Here is a 13,537-nt window from a genome sequence, read left to right as displayed (position 1 = left end):
CTTTCTCACCTGACGATCCGAGATTTGGATCACCCAGGGTCGAATTGTCTCCCGCTTTCAATCGCCCTGGCTATCTTCTTCGTATCCGTTGACGACGTCGGTGCCGGGCCAGAAGCCGGACTCGTCATCGAGCCAGTCGCGCGGCGGGGCCATGCCGAAAAGATTCTCATGGACAGTGGAAAACTTGGCCCAGCGCTCGCCGACGCGGGCCTTGTCATTGTGGAACAGGTCGAACGGCATCGTGCCGCTCTTTTTGAACCTACCCATCGCGTCGAAGTTGGGGTTACGGGGGTCGAGCCGCAGGTACGCGATCAGTATGCGCTCGATGTAATGCGACCGCGAGAAGCCGGACTCATCGGCGCGCAGCGTAAGAATACGCATCAGGTCGTCGTGGGCCCGCAGCGTGATCCGCTCCGAGCGGTTCTCCTCGTTGGTCCGTTTCGGAGGGCCCGGTTTGGCGCGCCGCAAGCTTGAACGCGGCTTTCGGGTCTTTGGGAATTCGCTAACCATGCCCTCTACTCCTTGGATCTATGAAGCCGTTCCGGGGTTGATCCGTGTACATCTTTGTGCGACACAGTTGCCAAATGGCATCAGATTGGCGCGCAAAGATTACTATGGATTCCAAGGATTCGTCCAGCTTGTCATCCGATTTCAGTGAACTCCTCCGGCTGGTCGAGGAAGACCGCGCCGAGAGCGCGCCGCCACAGCAGAAGCCAGCCAATGAGGAAGCCCATGATCGCAGAAGCTGACATGCAGATCCGCCTCCGCTGGCTCTCGGCGACCGTGTGCAAGCCCACCTGGCTGGCGGCACTCAACTTTGTCGTGGCGCTAACGCGACGCCAGCACCCCGAGGTCCAGCTCACTTCGATCTACGACGGCTTGCGGCGCGACCCCAGCGGTGCGTACCTGACGCGCATCGCGGAAGCGCTCGAAGCCGACGCCGTGCTGGCGCCTGCATGGCGCCTACTCGCACTGCTGCCTCACGATCCAACCCTCAAGCGGTGGGAGACCGTGGCTGCGGTGCAGGGCCTGCTGAAGCTCTCCGACGGCGACATCACCGAGTCAATGTTGCGCCTCGACTTCTGGAAGAGCGCGCAGTTCGTCGAGGGCGGCCCAACGGATTTTTTCCGGATCGCCGAGGTCGAATGGGCCACGCAGGCGCGTGCAGCCCCCAACAATGCGCCCGTTTGCGTGCGGTTGCTCGAACAGGACACATGGCGGGAGGCTTTCGACGGGCTCTTCGAGACGACCGTGCGCGTCGCCGGACCGCTCGGCATCACCCCGCCTGCCTGGGACCTCGACCGCAAGAAGCAGCGCATCCAGATCGCCGGACTGGTTGAAACGCTGTTCGCGCAGCATCTCGAAGAATGCGGTGACCTCGCCCTCGCCTGGCAGATGATGACCTGCGATCCGGAGCGTCCGGAGTCGTTCAACTCTGTCCTCCCGCAACTCACCTGGCTTCTGAACAACTGCACTATCGTGACCCAGGGCCGTCTGCGGCGGTTGCATGACCGCCTCCAAGTCTGGTGGCTGGCGGCACGCGGCGAATGGGCTGGTGCGAAGCAGTCCGTCAGCACGTTCCGGATCGCCGTGCGCGAGACCGCGGAAATCCTTTACGATGAGCAGGAGGAGCAACAGCCGGAGCCGGCGCAGCCCACCGTGGTCGTGATGCGGAAGGACCGTGCCGATGAAAAGGGCATGCCGCAGGCCTGGAAAGATCTACGCGACGAGTCGCTGCCGCTCGTGCTCTGCAAGGATGCCGCCAAGGTGCGGGAGCTTTTACAGGCCGAGTATCCACACGCCGTCCGCGAGATCGCGATGCTGACGCAGGATCTGCGCAGCGGCGAGCCTGTGCGCATCAGACCGACCATTCTCCTCTCGCCGCCCGGCACCGGAAAAACGCGGATGATCAGGAAGCTGGCCGAGATCATCTCTCCGGATATCTACGTCAGCCGGTTCGACGCCGCGTCAGCGTTCGACGGCATGTACGGGGGGACGCCCAAGGGATGGTCGAGTGCGCATCCGTCGGTGCCCGCGAAAGCGATCATGGCCTCGCGAACCGCCAATCCTATCGTTTTGGTCGACGAGATCGAGAAGGCCAGCGAGAGCACACATAACGGCAATCTGTGGAGCGCGATGACGCCACTGCTGGACAAGGAGACATCCCGGAGGTACCGCGAGAGCGGCATCGATGCCGAATTGGATTTGAGCCACGTCGTCCACCTGGCCACGGCGAACTCCGTGGAGAGGTTACCGTCGCAGTTGCGTGACCGAATGCGGGTCATCCGGATCCCAACGCCGACGTTGGCGCACCTGCCGCAGTTGGCCGCGCTTGTGATGCGAGATCTTGCCGCCGAGGACGAAGCCCGCGCGCACGACGAGCCCCTCGCCCTCGACGAGTTGGAGATCATCGGGCGCGCCTGGGCGCGGGAGCGCTTCTCGATGCGCAAGCTGCAGCGGCTCGTCGCAGCGACGCTGGAAGCGCGGGACGCATTCGCAAGGAGGCATTGATGTCACTGGATGAGGAATCGTTCCGGAACGAGATGGCGTCCTACATGCGCGGCGAACAGCCGCTTGCGTGGCGACTCGATGGAGGCCCTCGGCTTGAAAGCTGGGCGGTGAAGATCGGACGCGGACCGAGCGGCGTGTACGAGATGGCGCTGCTGGGTCGCGTGACGGGTCATCCAAGGGTGCTGGACGGCACTCAGACAACGACGACGCCGGTGGTCTGGTTCGACCGCAAGCGCCGCTGGGCACGGACGCTGAACACGTTGTACAAGCTCGGTGAGCCCGATGGAGTTGAGATTCCGATCGATGGAGTGGACGCTTGATGGGGAAGCGCTGATCGCATCGGCCGTACTGGCGCTGGTCACGGTCGCCGGAGGCGAACTATCGAAGCTGCCGTGGCGGCGGAGCCTCGCTGATATCGGCCACTCTCAATCGAGCGGTTACGGAAAAACGCAATTCGCTCGTAAACGACATGGCACGATAAGGAATTTCTTGCAAATGAGCGACGACTGTCTGGCGCTGAAGTGACCACAATTGGAGATCCCGCTGTTAAAGCGAATGCGTGGAGCAGGCGCCGGCGGGTTGCCGCTGCGCCGGCCCAGCTCGATGGGCGCGGCCCAGCCGGAGGACAGCACGGCGCAGGAGGACACGATCTGGCTGAGGGCACCGACGCGAGCGGCCCAATTTCGAGGCCGACCAGAGTGATGAACAACGCGGAGGCGAACGGATGCAGATGCGGTTGGCAGCAGGAAGAGCGCCATCGCCCATTTCACATCGCCGACATAGTAGAAGGCCATGGCGAAGGGACGCGCGACCATGAACACGATCGCGACAAACCACAGTGACCATCTCACGTCATAATTGCGCAAGCGTTCGCTGATCGCGCCGCCAGGCCAGCTTGCGACAGCTTCGCCAAATCCGATCAGCACCAAGCCCGGGCCTGCCTAATGCCAAAGCCGTACGATCGGATCAGGAAGGACGGTCTCCACGCAATCGCGCCATAACCGACCGTCGTCGCGAGCACCGCCGCCAGCAGCGCCTGCCGCAACACCGCCGATCAGCGTCTCGCGGATCAGAAGCATTGATCGCTGTTGGGTCCCGGCCGTGCCGGGCCTGCGGGTCGTGCGTCGCGCGTCGCGAACCGCAGCAAGAGCCCGCACAACAATCGCGGCAGCCATAGCGCGGTCCGAGCGCGCCACGGGTCAGAAAAGCGCCGATGTTCACTCCGGCGGCAAGCGCCGTTGCACGCTCGCCGGGCTGGCAGAGATCGGAGACCCAAGCCAGCGACGGCGGCGCCCCGCCTGCCGATGCCGAGCCTCGCTAGGCGTTGCGCCAGAGAGACTGCGCGAACGCGCACGCCATTGTCATCGCCCCTTGGGGCGGCCGCCGCGACCAGGTTACGGCGGCTGCGATTGACAGCCCAGAGGCCGGCCGGAATACTCATGCGCTGATGCATATTTTGACGAAACTCCCGTGGTTATACGGAGCGTTTTGCGCTGATATCATCGAGGTAAGGTTGAGCAGTTAGCTTAATTCGTGTTGTTTGTTGCGCGCTTTTCCCGATCGCATATTCATCTTCGCACCGGGCTTCCCCAAGGCCCGGCCCCACCCAAGCAAAGCCGTCGAGCGAACATGGGTCCGCTTGGCGGCTTTGTCGTTGTGTCGATGCGAAGAGGAATGTTCGGTTATGGCGCGGAAGCCTTGGTCGTTCAAAGAAGACCGCCGGCTCATGGAGTTGGCCAAGTCTTCCACGTCGCTGGAAGAGGCCGCGAAGCAGCTCGGGCGATCGCCTGACGCGATCAAGCGCATGGCGATGAGGCTTGGTCTGTCGTTAAAGTCGAAAATCGGCAAGAAGAACTAGCCTTACGAAGCAGCCTGTTTCGATGGCAATCATTTTGCCGTCTCGGGATCAGCCGTAGAGAGCATGTCCCGAGCGACAACCTCGGGCCATCGCGAGACCTTCGTACGCTCGAAGTTCAGATGCTCTCGCAGATCAGGACATTCGGGCAATCTCCGGCTCGAGCCGCTGCTTACTGCGCTATCCATCCCCGGCCGGCTGCCCTTGAACGCGGCGGCCAACCTTATCGGGGCTGAAGTGCGCGCTCCCTGGCTTCGGATCGTAGCCCCGGCCTGAGTGCCAGGGGCCTAATCCTTTGGTTCCCTGTGCTGAAGCGGCGGCATTTCCGGCCAGCGCAGCTACAGAAACCAGGGGAAAGCCCGATCCATGCCGTCAGGCGGCGCATAAATACCCTCGGGTCACGCCTATCAAATAGGCAAAATCCGTCCTCGTCCGCCGACTGCGCTGGCCCTGTTAAACCCAATCTTAGCGCGTCCAGACTAGGATCCGCCGGAAGCCTCCTCAACTTCCGCCCGGGCAGGATGAGACTACGGCGACCGACCTTCGCGTTTGCAGCGCTCGTGCTTGCGAGCACGGTCGTGTTCGGCCTGGCTGGACACCTTGCGGCGGAGAGCTTCATCCGCCACCAGCAGGCCCGTCAACTCGACGAGTTGACCGAGGTCGTCCTGCGCCGCTCCGAATTTGCAGTCGAGTTCGCGGCCGCAAGTCTGGCCGAACTCGGCAAGCGTGACGCTGTGAACTGCGAGCCTGCGACGCTCCAGGCCATCCGCCTCCATGTCTACCAGCGCTCGACAATCAAGGACGTCCGCGTTGTCAATCCCGACGGCTCGGTGATCTGCTCGGCCTACTCCGAAACGCTGGAATTCGACAAGGGATGGGTCGACCGACGGGACATGCTCGGCTCGCGCGACGGGAAACTTGCGTTGTTCCGCGTTCAGCAGTTCGGTGGGGACGCGTTGGGCGTTCTCAGCGATATCAACAGCAACGCTGCACTGGTCGCCATTCTCGGCATCAACGCCAGCCTGTTCGACATCATGCCGTCCGAACTCCGCGGACACAGCGAGGTGATCCTCTCCTTGAGCAATGGAGAGAAGCTTGGTGAGTTCCAGCTCGATGCCGACCGGCCGCGGCGGAATCCGAAGCGCTTCGACAGGTCTTCCGACCGTTATCCCCTTCACACGACCATCGAGGTCGACGGCGCCGTCCTCTCGACCTGGAACAACGAAGCCTATTGGCCGGCGCTTGCCGTCGCCGCCGGGCTTGGCGCACTCTTCGGGATCCTGCTGGCGCGAAGCCGCCGCACGGAGGGACCGGTCGCCGATCTCGATCGCGCCCTCGCCGCAGGCGAATTCAAGCCGTACTACCAGCCCATCTTCGATCTCAGGACGAGAGAGATCAAAGGCTGCGAGATCCTTGCGCGCTGGGTGCGCGAAGACGGCTCGGTCATCCCGCCGATGAATTTCATTCCGCTTGCCGAGTCCAGCGGCCGCATCCAGGCCATGACCTGGCAGATCCTGAAAACGGCATTGTCAGACCTGCGGCCGCTGTTGAAGGCGGACAAGGATTTCAAGCTCTCCCTCAACGTCGTGCCCAAGCATCTCCTCAGCGCGGGCTTCGTCGAAACGCTTCGGCGTACTGTCTTGACGGCAAAGGTTGCGACACGGCAAATCGTGGTCGAGGTGACCGAACGCGACGAGCTAGATGATCTTGCGCGCGCGGCTGCCGTCGTGAGCGAGCTACGCGAATATGGCTTCCGCGTTGCCATTGACGACGTCGGGGTCGGCCATAGCGGACTGTCGCGACTGAAGGGTCTGGGTGCCAACACGATCAAGATCGACAAATTCTTCGTCGACACAATCACCGTGGATGCATCGACCACGACGATCGTCGAGATGCTGGTCGCACTCGCCAAGGACTTTCGAATGACGGTCGTTGCGGAAGGAATCGAGACGGAAGAACAGCTCCATGCCCTGGTCGCATCAGGTGTCGAGCACGGGCAGGGCTATCTCGTCGCCGCACCGCTGCCCTTTGCGAAGTTCAGCGAGATGATGGCGCCGCGTCGTATCGCGTCAGCTCAGGCAAACGACGCTGCGCTGGTGGCTTGACTGACGCGGTTGGTTCGAATTCGGACAGCCGCCCAACAATCTTACGCAGATGCGTCCCGGTGCGAACCACCGTTCACTAACGCAACAGCCTCCGCGCTTTAACGATATTTTCCGCTTTTGCGAGCGGCACTCCGGCCGACCGGCTATGATGCCGCCATGCGCCGAAATCACCTCTTGGCAGCTTCAGCAATCTGCCTCGCCCTCATCGCCTACGCCACTTTGGCGCGGCTGGCGGGGCGGCCCGCGCTCATGGGCCATGCCGAGGCGTATTGGGTCGTCGTCATCGAGCGCTTCAGTGCTTATGGCCTGCTGGGATTTCTTCTCTCCTTCTTGCTGCCGGGCCGCCTCGTCCTGGCCTGCTCGCTTGTCGTGGCCGTCGCGATGGGGCTGGAAGTGCTTCAGGCTCTGACACCCGATCGCGATCCCGGTCTGCTGGACGTTCTGCAAAAGGCGGCCGGAGGAACCGTGGGGGTTGTCCTTGCCCAGACGATCCTGGCCTTCCTGCCCCGTCCGCCGTCCTGACGTGGAGAAAAGCTGGCGCGGGCGAAGCCGTCAACGCGCCAGGATATCGGTCGCTTACTTCACCATCTGGCCGCGCAACTCGCCACCGGGGTTCGCGGCGGTGTGAATGTTCGCGTACCACTTTCCGGCCAGCAGATCTGTCGCCTGAGCTTCGGTCAGCGTCGCGGTGCCCTGGATCGGGCTTTGCACTGTCTTGAACGGAAGCACGATGCCGGCATTCTTTGCGGCCTCGACGGGGCCGTGGAAATGGGCGCCCATCGCGGGACCTGACAGGCCCGTATAGGTCACCGAATAGGTCAGCGTCTTCGTCTCGGTGTCGTAGCTCGCCTCAGCCTTGCCCGACCCGGCCGAATTGTTCGGAGGCACCTCGTTGCTGCCCTTCAGATCGGCCTGCAACTTCACGACCTCTGCCGTTGCGGGTGCAGCCGTCATGATCAGCAGCCCTCCCAAGGTCGCCGCTCCCAACGCTCCCACGCAAACCCAATGACTGGCTTTCCTCATGGCACCCCTCCTGCGGGCTCTTTGGCCCAGCTCGGTTGAAACACCGGCCCCAGCCGGAAAATTCCGGATGCGGAGTTATGCCTGATTCGAGACGACTATCGCGGGATTCTCAGCGTCTGATTGTTCCACCCAGGGGGCTACGGCGATCAAGCCACCCGCGCCTGTGGACCTGGTTCGGCGTCAACAGCTCCGCCATCTGCCGGTGTGTGGCCTGGAGCGCCTCGATGGCGCTATCGAGGTCGAAATCCGATTCGCGGACCGAGGCCAAAAACCTGGACGTCAGCGCCAGATCCAGTTTGACGCGGGTTGTCCCATCGCGACTTTTGCGACGATCGAGAGACAGGTGGATGGACCGCAATCTCGCTTCGCTGCTGTTGCATTCACAAAGCGCTGCGAGCTCGTCATATGTCATCCAGATCTGAGGCATGTCCCTGTCATTCCCTTGGTGTGGACCTCACCCTAGATTTCGGCTCTAAAAGTATGATTGCTGCGGGCCGATCAGGCGACATTTTCGCCGCACGATGGTCAATCGAAGCTGAATCGAGCGCGGTTTTCATGCACACACAAAGGGCACGATGGCGGAACCTCGAAGGCTTGCAGCTTTTCAGGATCGTCAAACTCGATATAACGGACCCGGCGGCGCAGGGGCTAACCGTGCTCAGCTTGGACTTGCTGCTTGCGGCCTCAGCCTGGATGGTCGTCGAACTGTGGTGGGATAAAAGGACATGACCGACCGACCGACTATCCTCGTCACCGGAGGCGCGGGTTATATTGGCTCGCATGCTTGCCGCGCCCTCGCCGCTTCCGGCTATAGGCCCGTCGTCTATGACAATCTCACAACGGGACATCGCAGCTTCGTCGCCGGGGACCTGGTGACGGGCGATCTGCTCGACACCGCGACGCTGGCGCGCACCTTTGCCGACCACAAGGTGACGGCGGTGATGCATTTTGCTGCGGCGAGCCTCGTCGGCGAGTCCATGACCGACCCGCAGAAATACTACATCAACAACGTCCAGGGCACGCTGTCGCTGCTCCAGGCGATGCGCAACGCGGGCTGCCGCCGCATCGTCTTCTCCTCGACCGGCGCGGTCTATGGCAACGCCGATTCCAAGGCGCTGTCCGAGGATTTTCCCTGTGCACCGATCAATCCCTACGGCGCCTCAAAATGGATGATCGAGCGCATGCTGGCCGACTATCGTGCGGCTTACGGATTCGGCGCGTTCTGCCTGCGCTATTTCAATGCCAGCGGCGCCGATCCGGCCGGCGGCATCGGCGAATTGCGCGACAACGAGACCCATCTCATTCCGCGCGCCATGATGGCGCTGCAGGGCCATGTCGAGTTTGCCGTGTTCGGTGACGATTACGATACACCCGACGGCACTGCGATCCGCGACTACATCCACGTCACCGACCTCGCTGCAGCACACGTCGCAGCGCTGAAGCTGCTGGAAACAGGACACGCCGGCGGCAGCTTCAATCTCGGCACCGGCTCGGGCTTCTCCGTGCGCGAGATCCTGAACGCCATCAGACAAGAGACCGGACGCGAGGTCCCTCACACCGTCAAGCCGCGTCGCGCTGGCGATCCGACCTATCTCGTCGCCGACCCCTCGGCTGCACGAAAGATCCTGGACTTTGTGCCGAGCCATTCCGATCTGCCGACCGTAATCCGCACCGCCTGGGCCTGGCATCAGAAGGCCCATCCACGAAAGTAGGCCGCTAATCGCGTGCCGATCCGAATGGGCCGGGCGCAAGCGGACGGCGCGGTCGCGACCGACTGTCCAGTCCCTTGGGCAATTTGTCGGCATTGAGCTTCACGACCGCGCATTTGGCCTCAGTGGCCACGACGTCTTGCTGGCTGTAGATCAGGGTGCACTCGAACCTGACGTCAGGCGCCTCCCTTGCCGTGCCCCAGCACGTCGCTACCGCGCCGCTGCAATCGCCCCAGAGATTGGCCTCGACTTCGTCCGTACCAAACACGCTCGGAGGGCCCTCGGTATGGCGCTTCACGGTCAGGACAGCCGTGAAGCGTTGCTGATCGACCTGATAGGAGCCGCCATAGGTGAAGAAGCTGTCGCTGCCGGAGATCCGTCCCTCGGTCAAATCGACTAGGCCCGTGCCCTGGCCACGCGGGGTCCTGAACCAGGCAGCGTATTTGCCATCTCTCAGCATGAAAACATCCGTCGTAAAATCCACACGTATTTGCTGGTAACTCTGGGGCGCGACAATGACCGATATGGCACGCGTTCCGCCACGGTTAACGCCTTGCAAAGCCAGTTCCTAAAATTGCCGGCGCAGGGCTGCGCCGCAACGACAGCAAGCTCAGAACAGTTCTATGCCGTCATCCGCAGGCTCGACTGCGTCGACCCGGCGGCTGGCCGCGCTCGACGACAGCCCAAGGGCTTGCAAGAAGTCCCGATGAACGTCGCGCTCGCGCTCCATCGTGTAGCGCGCAAAGAGTTCGTCGAGCAGCGCCTCGTCCTGCTGTTGCGGCCGATGCGTGCCCGCGCTTGCCGTCCCGAGGCGCGCAGCGACAGTGGGCAGCGTTGCGGAGGACTCGCCGAGCGAGCTCATCAGGCCTTGCGCCGAATTCATCAGGCCTTCGAACTCGGCGCCTTCATCGACGAGGCGTGTCATCAGCTTGCCGAGCCGTTCGTTGCCGGCTTCGACCTCGCGCAGCGCCTGGAGGATGTGCGGCTCGAGCTTGGCGAGCTGGGTGGGATCGCCCTGGACACGGAGCTCCTTCAGCTCGTTCGCCGACTGCTCGATGCCGTCAAGGACCGGCCGCAAGCGCCCGGCACCTGCCGAGACCTGGTCAGCGGTCGCCTTGAGCTCGTTGGCAATGACCACGAAGGCGCTGCCGCGGCTGCCGAGATGGCTTGCCTTGAGGCCCGCGTTCATGCCGATCAGCGTGATATCGACCGTGGCTTCGGCGAGACCTGCGATGGCCTGACGGAATTTCGCCAGCGTCTCCTCGACGACCGCCAGTGCCTCGTCGACCGAACGGCCCGCACTCTCGCAGGTCGCAATCAGGGTCGAGGCATGGGCCAGCGTCTGCTTGATGCGGGCGAGGAACGACGACGAGGAGCCGTTCTCGCCGCCGAACAGCGAGCGGCCGTGACCGACGACGCCACTGGCATCATTCAGGATCGCGGACAGCGCCCGGACGATCTGACTGATATCGCCGCCGAACTCGCGTTGCGCGTCCCTGAGCTGAGCCGCCTGCAGCCCGCGGATCGCATGGGCGCCGTCTTCGCTGGCGACAGGCCCGGGAACAAGGCTCGGCTCTGAGCCGGACGACAAGCGCAAGCCGTGACAGACGTGTTCGAGGCGCTGCCGCGTGCTGTCGCCGGCCTGCAAGGATATGATCGCGCTGCCGACGGCTTCGGCGATCTTCCGCGTGCTGCCGCTGGCGAGATCGGCGAGATGGCTACTCTTGCTGCGCTGGTCGCGCAGGCCGGAATAGGCTGCGCCGAGCTCGGCGCTCTCCGCCACCAGCTGGTCACCGTAGCTTTTCTCGAACTCCTTCTGCCGGCCGGATGCGGTGATGACGGCCTCCGACAAGCGCTGCTGGTCCCGCGCGCAGCCCTCGATCGAACCCTGCACGGCCTTGCCCAGATCGTAAGCCTCCTGCGTGAAGGCCAGAAAGCCCTCGCGATCGCCATCGAGCGATGCCGCCTCGATCCGTGCGCTGCGTGCGATGATGGTGATCATCTGGATATGCTTGAACAGCGGCTTCAGCAGGGCGGACGCCTCCGTCGTGCTCTTGCCGATCATCGCGAGCAGCGCGCTCTCGGCGGGCAGCGCCCGCGACAGTTCGCTCAATCGCGCCGCGATCTCCCGCAACGCGGTCGCGGCGCCTTCGATCTCGGCGCCGGATAGCTCTCCGGAGAGAGACGCGAGCCCCTGATTCAGCTCCTTGAAAATGATGTGGCCGCGACCGAGGTCGTGACCGACGCGCGCAAAGACGTCCTCGATACGCGACGAGACGCCTTCGACCGCGGCAATCGCATCCGTCAAATTGCTGGCCGCAATGGCAGTCATCGCGATCAACCCGCCACCGCTGGGTGTCCGGCCTGATACCACTGCATGATCTCGCGCGGGATATGGTTCAGTGAGACCACTTTCTCGACACCGCCGTGAGCGATGGCTTCCTTGGGCATGCCGAACACCACGCAGCTTTCTTCATCCTGCGCCCGTGTCGAGGCGCCGAGCTTGCGCATCTCCAGCATGCCGCGCGCGCCGTCGTCACCCATGCCGGTCATGATGACGCCGAGCGCGTTGGCGCCGGCATGCTGGGCCGCCGAGCGAAACAACACGTCGACCGAGGGGCGATGCCGCGACACCGGCGGCCCGTCCTTGATCGCGACCTGGTAGCGCAGGCCGATGCGCTGGAGCAGCATGTGGCGGGCGCCCGGAGCAATATAGGCGCAGCCAGGCAAGACCGGCTCGCGATCCTCCGCCTCCTTGACGCGGATCTGGCAGATGCTGTCGAGGCGCTTGGCGAACGCGGCAGTGAAGCCCGCCGGCATGTGCTGGACGACAAGAATCGGAGGACAGTTCGCCGGCAACATCTCAAGCACGTCGTTGAGCGCTTCGGTTCCGCCCGTCGAGGCACCGATGCAGACGATGCGTTCGGTCGTCGGCCGAACCTTGCCCTGCACCGGCGGAGGGATGATGGCGTCAGCCGTGAGCTTCTTCTCGATCACCCGCCGCTCCGTGCGCGGCCGCACGCGCGCACGCGCCGCCGACTTCACCGACTCCCGCAAGCGCGTCGAACACTCGAGCAACGCCTGACGCGTGTCGATCTTCGGCTTAGGCACGATATCGACGGCGCCGGCCTCGAACGCCTCGAAGATCACGTGCGAGCCTTCCTCGGTCAGCGAGGAGCAGATGATCACGGGGATCGGACGCTGCGCCATGATCTTGCGCAGGAACGTCATGCCGTCCATGCGCGGCATCTCGAGATCGAGGATCATGACATCGGGGATTTCGTCCTGGAGGCGCTTTGCCGCCACGAACGGATCGGACGCCGTCGCCATCACCTCGATATCGGGGTCGTCGTTGAGGATCGTCTGAAGGATTTGGCGCACCGACGCCGAATCATCCACGATCAGTACGCGAACTTTCTCCCTCGGCATGTTGCAAAGTGCTCCCGATCAAACCTGGAAAATGGTCGGCTGAACCTGCTTCAGGCCCGGAACAGCACTGTGGACCATCGACTCGGAATGTCCGACCAGCAAATACCCGCCGGGCCGCAAATGACTGCAAAGCTGCTCGACGACCTTCCGCTGCGTCGGCTTGTCGAAATAGATCAGCACATTGCGGCAGAAAATCATGTCGACGTCGCGGTCGACGGGATAGGACTGATCCATCAGGTTCATCCGCATGAAATGCGTCATGCGTCGTAGTTCCGGCGCCACCCGCACTTCGCCGCGCGACTTGTCGCGTGAGGACAGGAAATACCGCTTCACGAACGGTTCGGGCACCGGCGCCAGCACGTCGCGGGTGTAGATCGCAGTCTTGGCGAGGCGCAGCACGGCGGTCGAGATGTCGGTTCCCAGGATGCGATACTGAAACCGCGATCCGGTTCGCGTCATGTCGTCCAGCACCATGGCGACCGTATAGGCTTCCATGCCGGTCGAGCTCGCCGAGCTCCAGACTTTCAGATTCGCATTCTTGCGGCCGTGCGACTTGAGCAGCGCAGGGATGGCGATCTCCCGCATGAAGGTGAAATGCTGCGGCTCGCGAAAGAAGTCGGTCTTGTTGGTGGTCACCACATCGATCAGATGGGTGAGCTCGGTGTCGAAGTGATCGGCTTCAAACAGGTTCTCGACATATTCGTTGAGGTCGGTGAAGTTCAGGGCGCGCACACGCTTGTGCAGGCGCCCCTCCAGCATCAGTCGCTTGCCCTGCGGCAGCTTGATGCCGACCTGGCCCTCGATCAACTCGGCGATGGTGCGGAAATGGCGATCCGACAGATGCACAGCCGTATCCTGCAAGGCGGGCATCACGGCCGCCCGCCCCGGCCTCGAAGGCCCGCATG

General features: G+C 63.1%; 13 protein-coding genes. 6 read left to right on the top strand and 7 right to left on the bottom strand.

Translation table 11 applies throughout. From position 1 onward, the window contains the following. Window positions 1–57 precede the first annotated feature (57 nt). The gene (locus tag L6639_RS31690; protein WP_237865427.1) at window positions 58–510 is read right to left on the bottom strand and encodes a hypothetical protein; all 453 of its coding nucleotides are present in this window, start codon (window positions 508–510) and stop codon (window positions 58–60) included. A 240-nt stretch (window positions 511–750) separates the two neighbouring features. On the opposite strand from L6639_RS31690, the gene L6639_RS31685 reads away from it, so the two are divergent. Together L6639_RS31685 and L6639_RS31680 are read left to right on the top strand one after the other, a co-directional pair. Next, window positions 751–2,511: an AAA family ATPase gene (locus tag L6639_RS31685; protein WP_237865425.1), complete on the top strand. Its 1,761-nt coding sequence runs from the start codon at window positions 751–753 to the stop codon at window positions 2,509–2,511. After that, window positions 2,511–2,831, top strand: coding sequence for a hypothetical protein (locus L6639_RS31680; protein ID WP_237865423.1), 321 nt, complete (start codon window positions 2,511–2,513; stop codon window positions 2,829–2,831). The genes L6639_RS31685 and L6639_RS31680 overlap by 1 nt, the downstream gene beginning before the upstream one ends. A gap of 117 nt (window positions 2,832–2,948) precedes the next feature. Here the strand turns inward: L6639_RS31680 and L6639_RS31675 are convergent, their stop codons facing one another. Beyond that, window positions 2,949–3,440: a hypothetical protein gene (locus L6639_RS31675; protein WP_237865422.1), complete on the bottom strand. Its 492-nt coding sequence runs from the start codon at window positions 3,438–3,440 to the stop codon at window positions 2,949–2,951. Window positions 3,441–4,195: 755 nt separating this feature from the next. On the opposite strand from L6639_RS31675, the gene L6639_RS31670 reads away from it, so the two are divergent. From L6639_RS31670 to L6639_RS31660, 3 genes are all read left to right on the top strand, one after another. Continuing rightward, window positions 4,196–4,369: a hypothetical protein gene (locus tag L6639_RS31670; protein WP_237865419.1), complete on the top strand. Its 174-nt coding sequence runs from the start codon at window positions 4,196–4,198 to the stop codon at window positions 4,367–4,369. 518 nt (window positions 4,370–4,887) lie between these two features. After that, a complete protein-coding gene (locus L6639_RS31665; RefSeq protein ID WP_237865417.1) occupies window positions 4,888–6,471 on the top strand; it encodes an EAL domain-containing protein in 1,584 nt (527 codons plus the stop codon). 156 nt (window positions 6,472–6,627) lie between these two features. Further along, the gene (locus L6639_RS31660) at window positions 6,628–6,993 is read left to right on the top strand and encodes a VanZ family protein (protein ID WP_237865415.1); all 366 of its coding nucleotides are present in this window, start codon (window positions 6,628–6,630) and stop codon (window positions 6,991–6,993) included. A gap of 54 nt (window positions 6,994–7,047) precedes the next feature. Here L6639_RS31660 and L6639_RS31655 read toward each other — a convergent pair whose 3' ends face one another. Further along, window positions 7,048–7,494: a CHRD domain-containing protein gene (locus L6639_RS31655; protein WP_237865413.1), complete on the bottom strand. Its 447-nt coding sequence runs from the start codon at window positions 7,492–7,494 to the stop codon at window positions 7,048–7,050. A 725-nt stretch (window positions 7,495–8,219) separates the two neighbouring features. Between L6639_RS31655 and galE the strand changes: the two genes are divergently transcribed. Beyond that, window positions 8,220–9,206: a UDP-glucose 4-epimerase GalE gene (gene galE / locus L6639_RS31650; protein ID WP_237865412.1), complete on the top strand. Its 987-nt coding sequence runs from the start codon at window positions 8,220–8,222 to the stop codon at window positions 9,204–9,206. 4 nt (window positions 9,207–9,210) lie between these two features. Here galE and L6639_RS31645 read toward each other — a convergent pair whose 3' ends face one another. From L6639_RS31645 to L6639_RS31630, 4 genes are all read right to left on the bottom strand, one after another. Beyond that, complete coding sequence (locus L6639_RS31645; protein WP_237865411.1) at window positions 9,211–9,663, bottom strand: hypothetical protein; 453 nt, start codon at window positions 9,661–9,663, stop codon at window positions 9,211–9,213. 150 nt (window positions 9,664–9,813) lie between these two features. Then, a complete protein-coding gene (locus L6639_RS31640) occupies window positions 9,814–11,535 on the bottom strand; it encodes a chemotaxis protein (RefSeq protein ID WP_237865410.1) in 1,722 nt (573 codons plus the stop codon). A 5-nt stretch (window positions 11,536–11,540) separates the two neighbouring features. Beyond that, window positions 11,541–12,632: a protein-glutamate methylesterase/protein-glutamine glutaminase gene (locus L6639_RS31635; RefSeq protein ID WP_237865409.1), complete on the bottom strand. Its 1,092-nt coding sequence runs from the start codon at window positions 12,630–12,632 to the stop codon at window positions 11,541–11,543. A gap of 18 nt (window positions 12,633–12,650) precedes the next feature. Continuing rightward, window positions 12,651–13,505 (bottom strand): CheR family methyltransferase, encoded by an 855-nt coding sequence (locus L6639_RS31630; RefSeq protein WP_237865408.1) that lies wholly within the window; start codon window positions 13,503–13,505, stop codon window positions 12,651–12,653. Window positions 13,506–13,537: the final 32 nt, after the last annotated feature.

Source organism: Bradyrhizobium zhengyangense (assembly GCF_022012555.1).
Classification (GTDB): Bacteria; Pseudomonadota; Alphaproteobacteria; order Rhizobiales; family Xanthobacteraceae; genus Bradyrhizobium; species Bradyrhizobium zhengyangense.
The sequence above is the reverse complement of the archived record's forward strand: the minus strand, read 5'-3'. Positions and strand labels throughout refer to the sequence as shown.

Coding starts and splice junctions, on each gene's coding strand:
- L6639_RS31690 (WP_237865427.1), bottom strand. CDS start 510: ATGGTTAGCGAATTCCCAAAGACCCGAAAGCCGCGTTCAAGCTTGCGG.
- L6639_RS31685 (WP_237865425.1), top strand. CDS start 751: ATGCAGATCCGCCTCCGCTGGCTCTCGGCGACCGTGTGCAAGCCCACC.
- L6639_RS31680 (WP_237865423.1), top strand. CDS start 2,511: ATGTCACTGGATGAGGAATCGTTCCGGAACGAGATGGCGTCCTACATG.
- L6639_RS31670 (WP_237865419.1), top strand. CDS start 4,196: ATGGCGCGGAAGCCTTGGTCGTTCAAAGAAGACCGCCGGCTCATGGAG.
- L6639_RS31665 (WP_237865417.1), top strand. CDS start 4,888: ATGAGACTACGGCGACCGACCTTCGCGTTTGCAGCGCTCGTGCTTGCG.
- L6639_RS31660 (WP_237865415.1), top strand. CDS start 6,628: ATGCGCCGAAATCACCTCTTGGCAGCTTCAGCAATCTGCCTCGCCCTC.
- L6639_RS31655 (WP_237865413.1), bottom strand. CDS start 7,494: ATGAGGAAAGCCAGTCATTGGGTTTGCGTGGGAGCGTTGGGAGCGGCG.
- galE (WP_237865412.1), top strand. CDS start 8,220: ATGACCGACCGACCGACTATCCTCGTCACCGGAGGCGCGGGTTATATT.
- L6639_RS31645 (WP_237865411.1), bottom strand. CDS start 9,663: ATGCTGAGAGATGGCAAATACGCTGCCTGGTTCAGGACCCCGCGTGGC.
- L6639_RS31640 (WP_237865410.1), bottom strand. CDS start 11,535: ATGACTGCCATTGCGGCCAGCAATTTGACGGATGCGATTGCCGCGGTC.
- L6639_RS31635 (WP_237865409.1), bottom strand. CDS start 12,632: ATGCCGAGGGAGAAAGTTCGCGTACTGATCGTGGATGATTCGGCGTCG.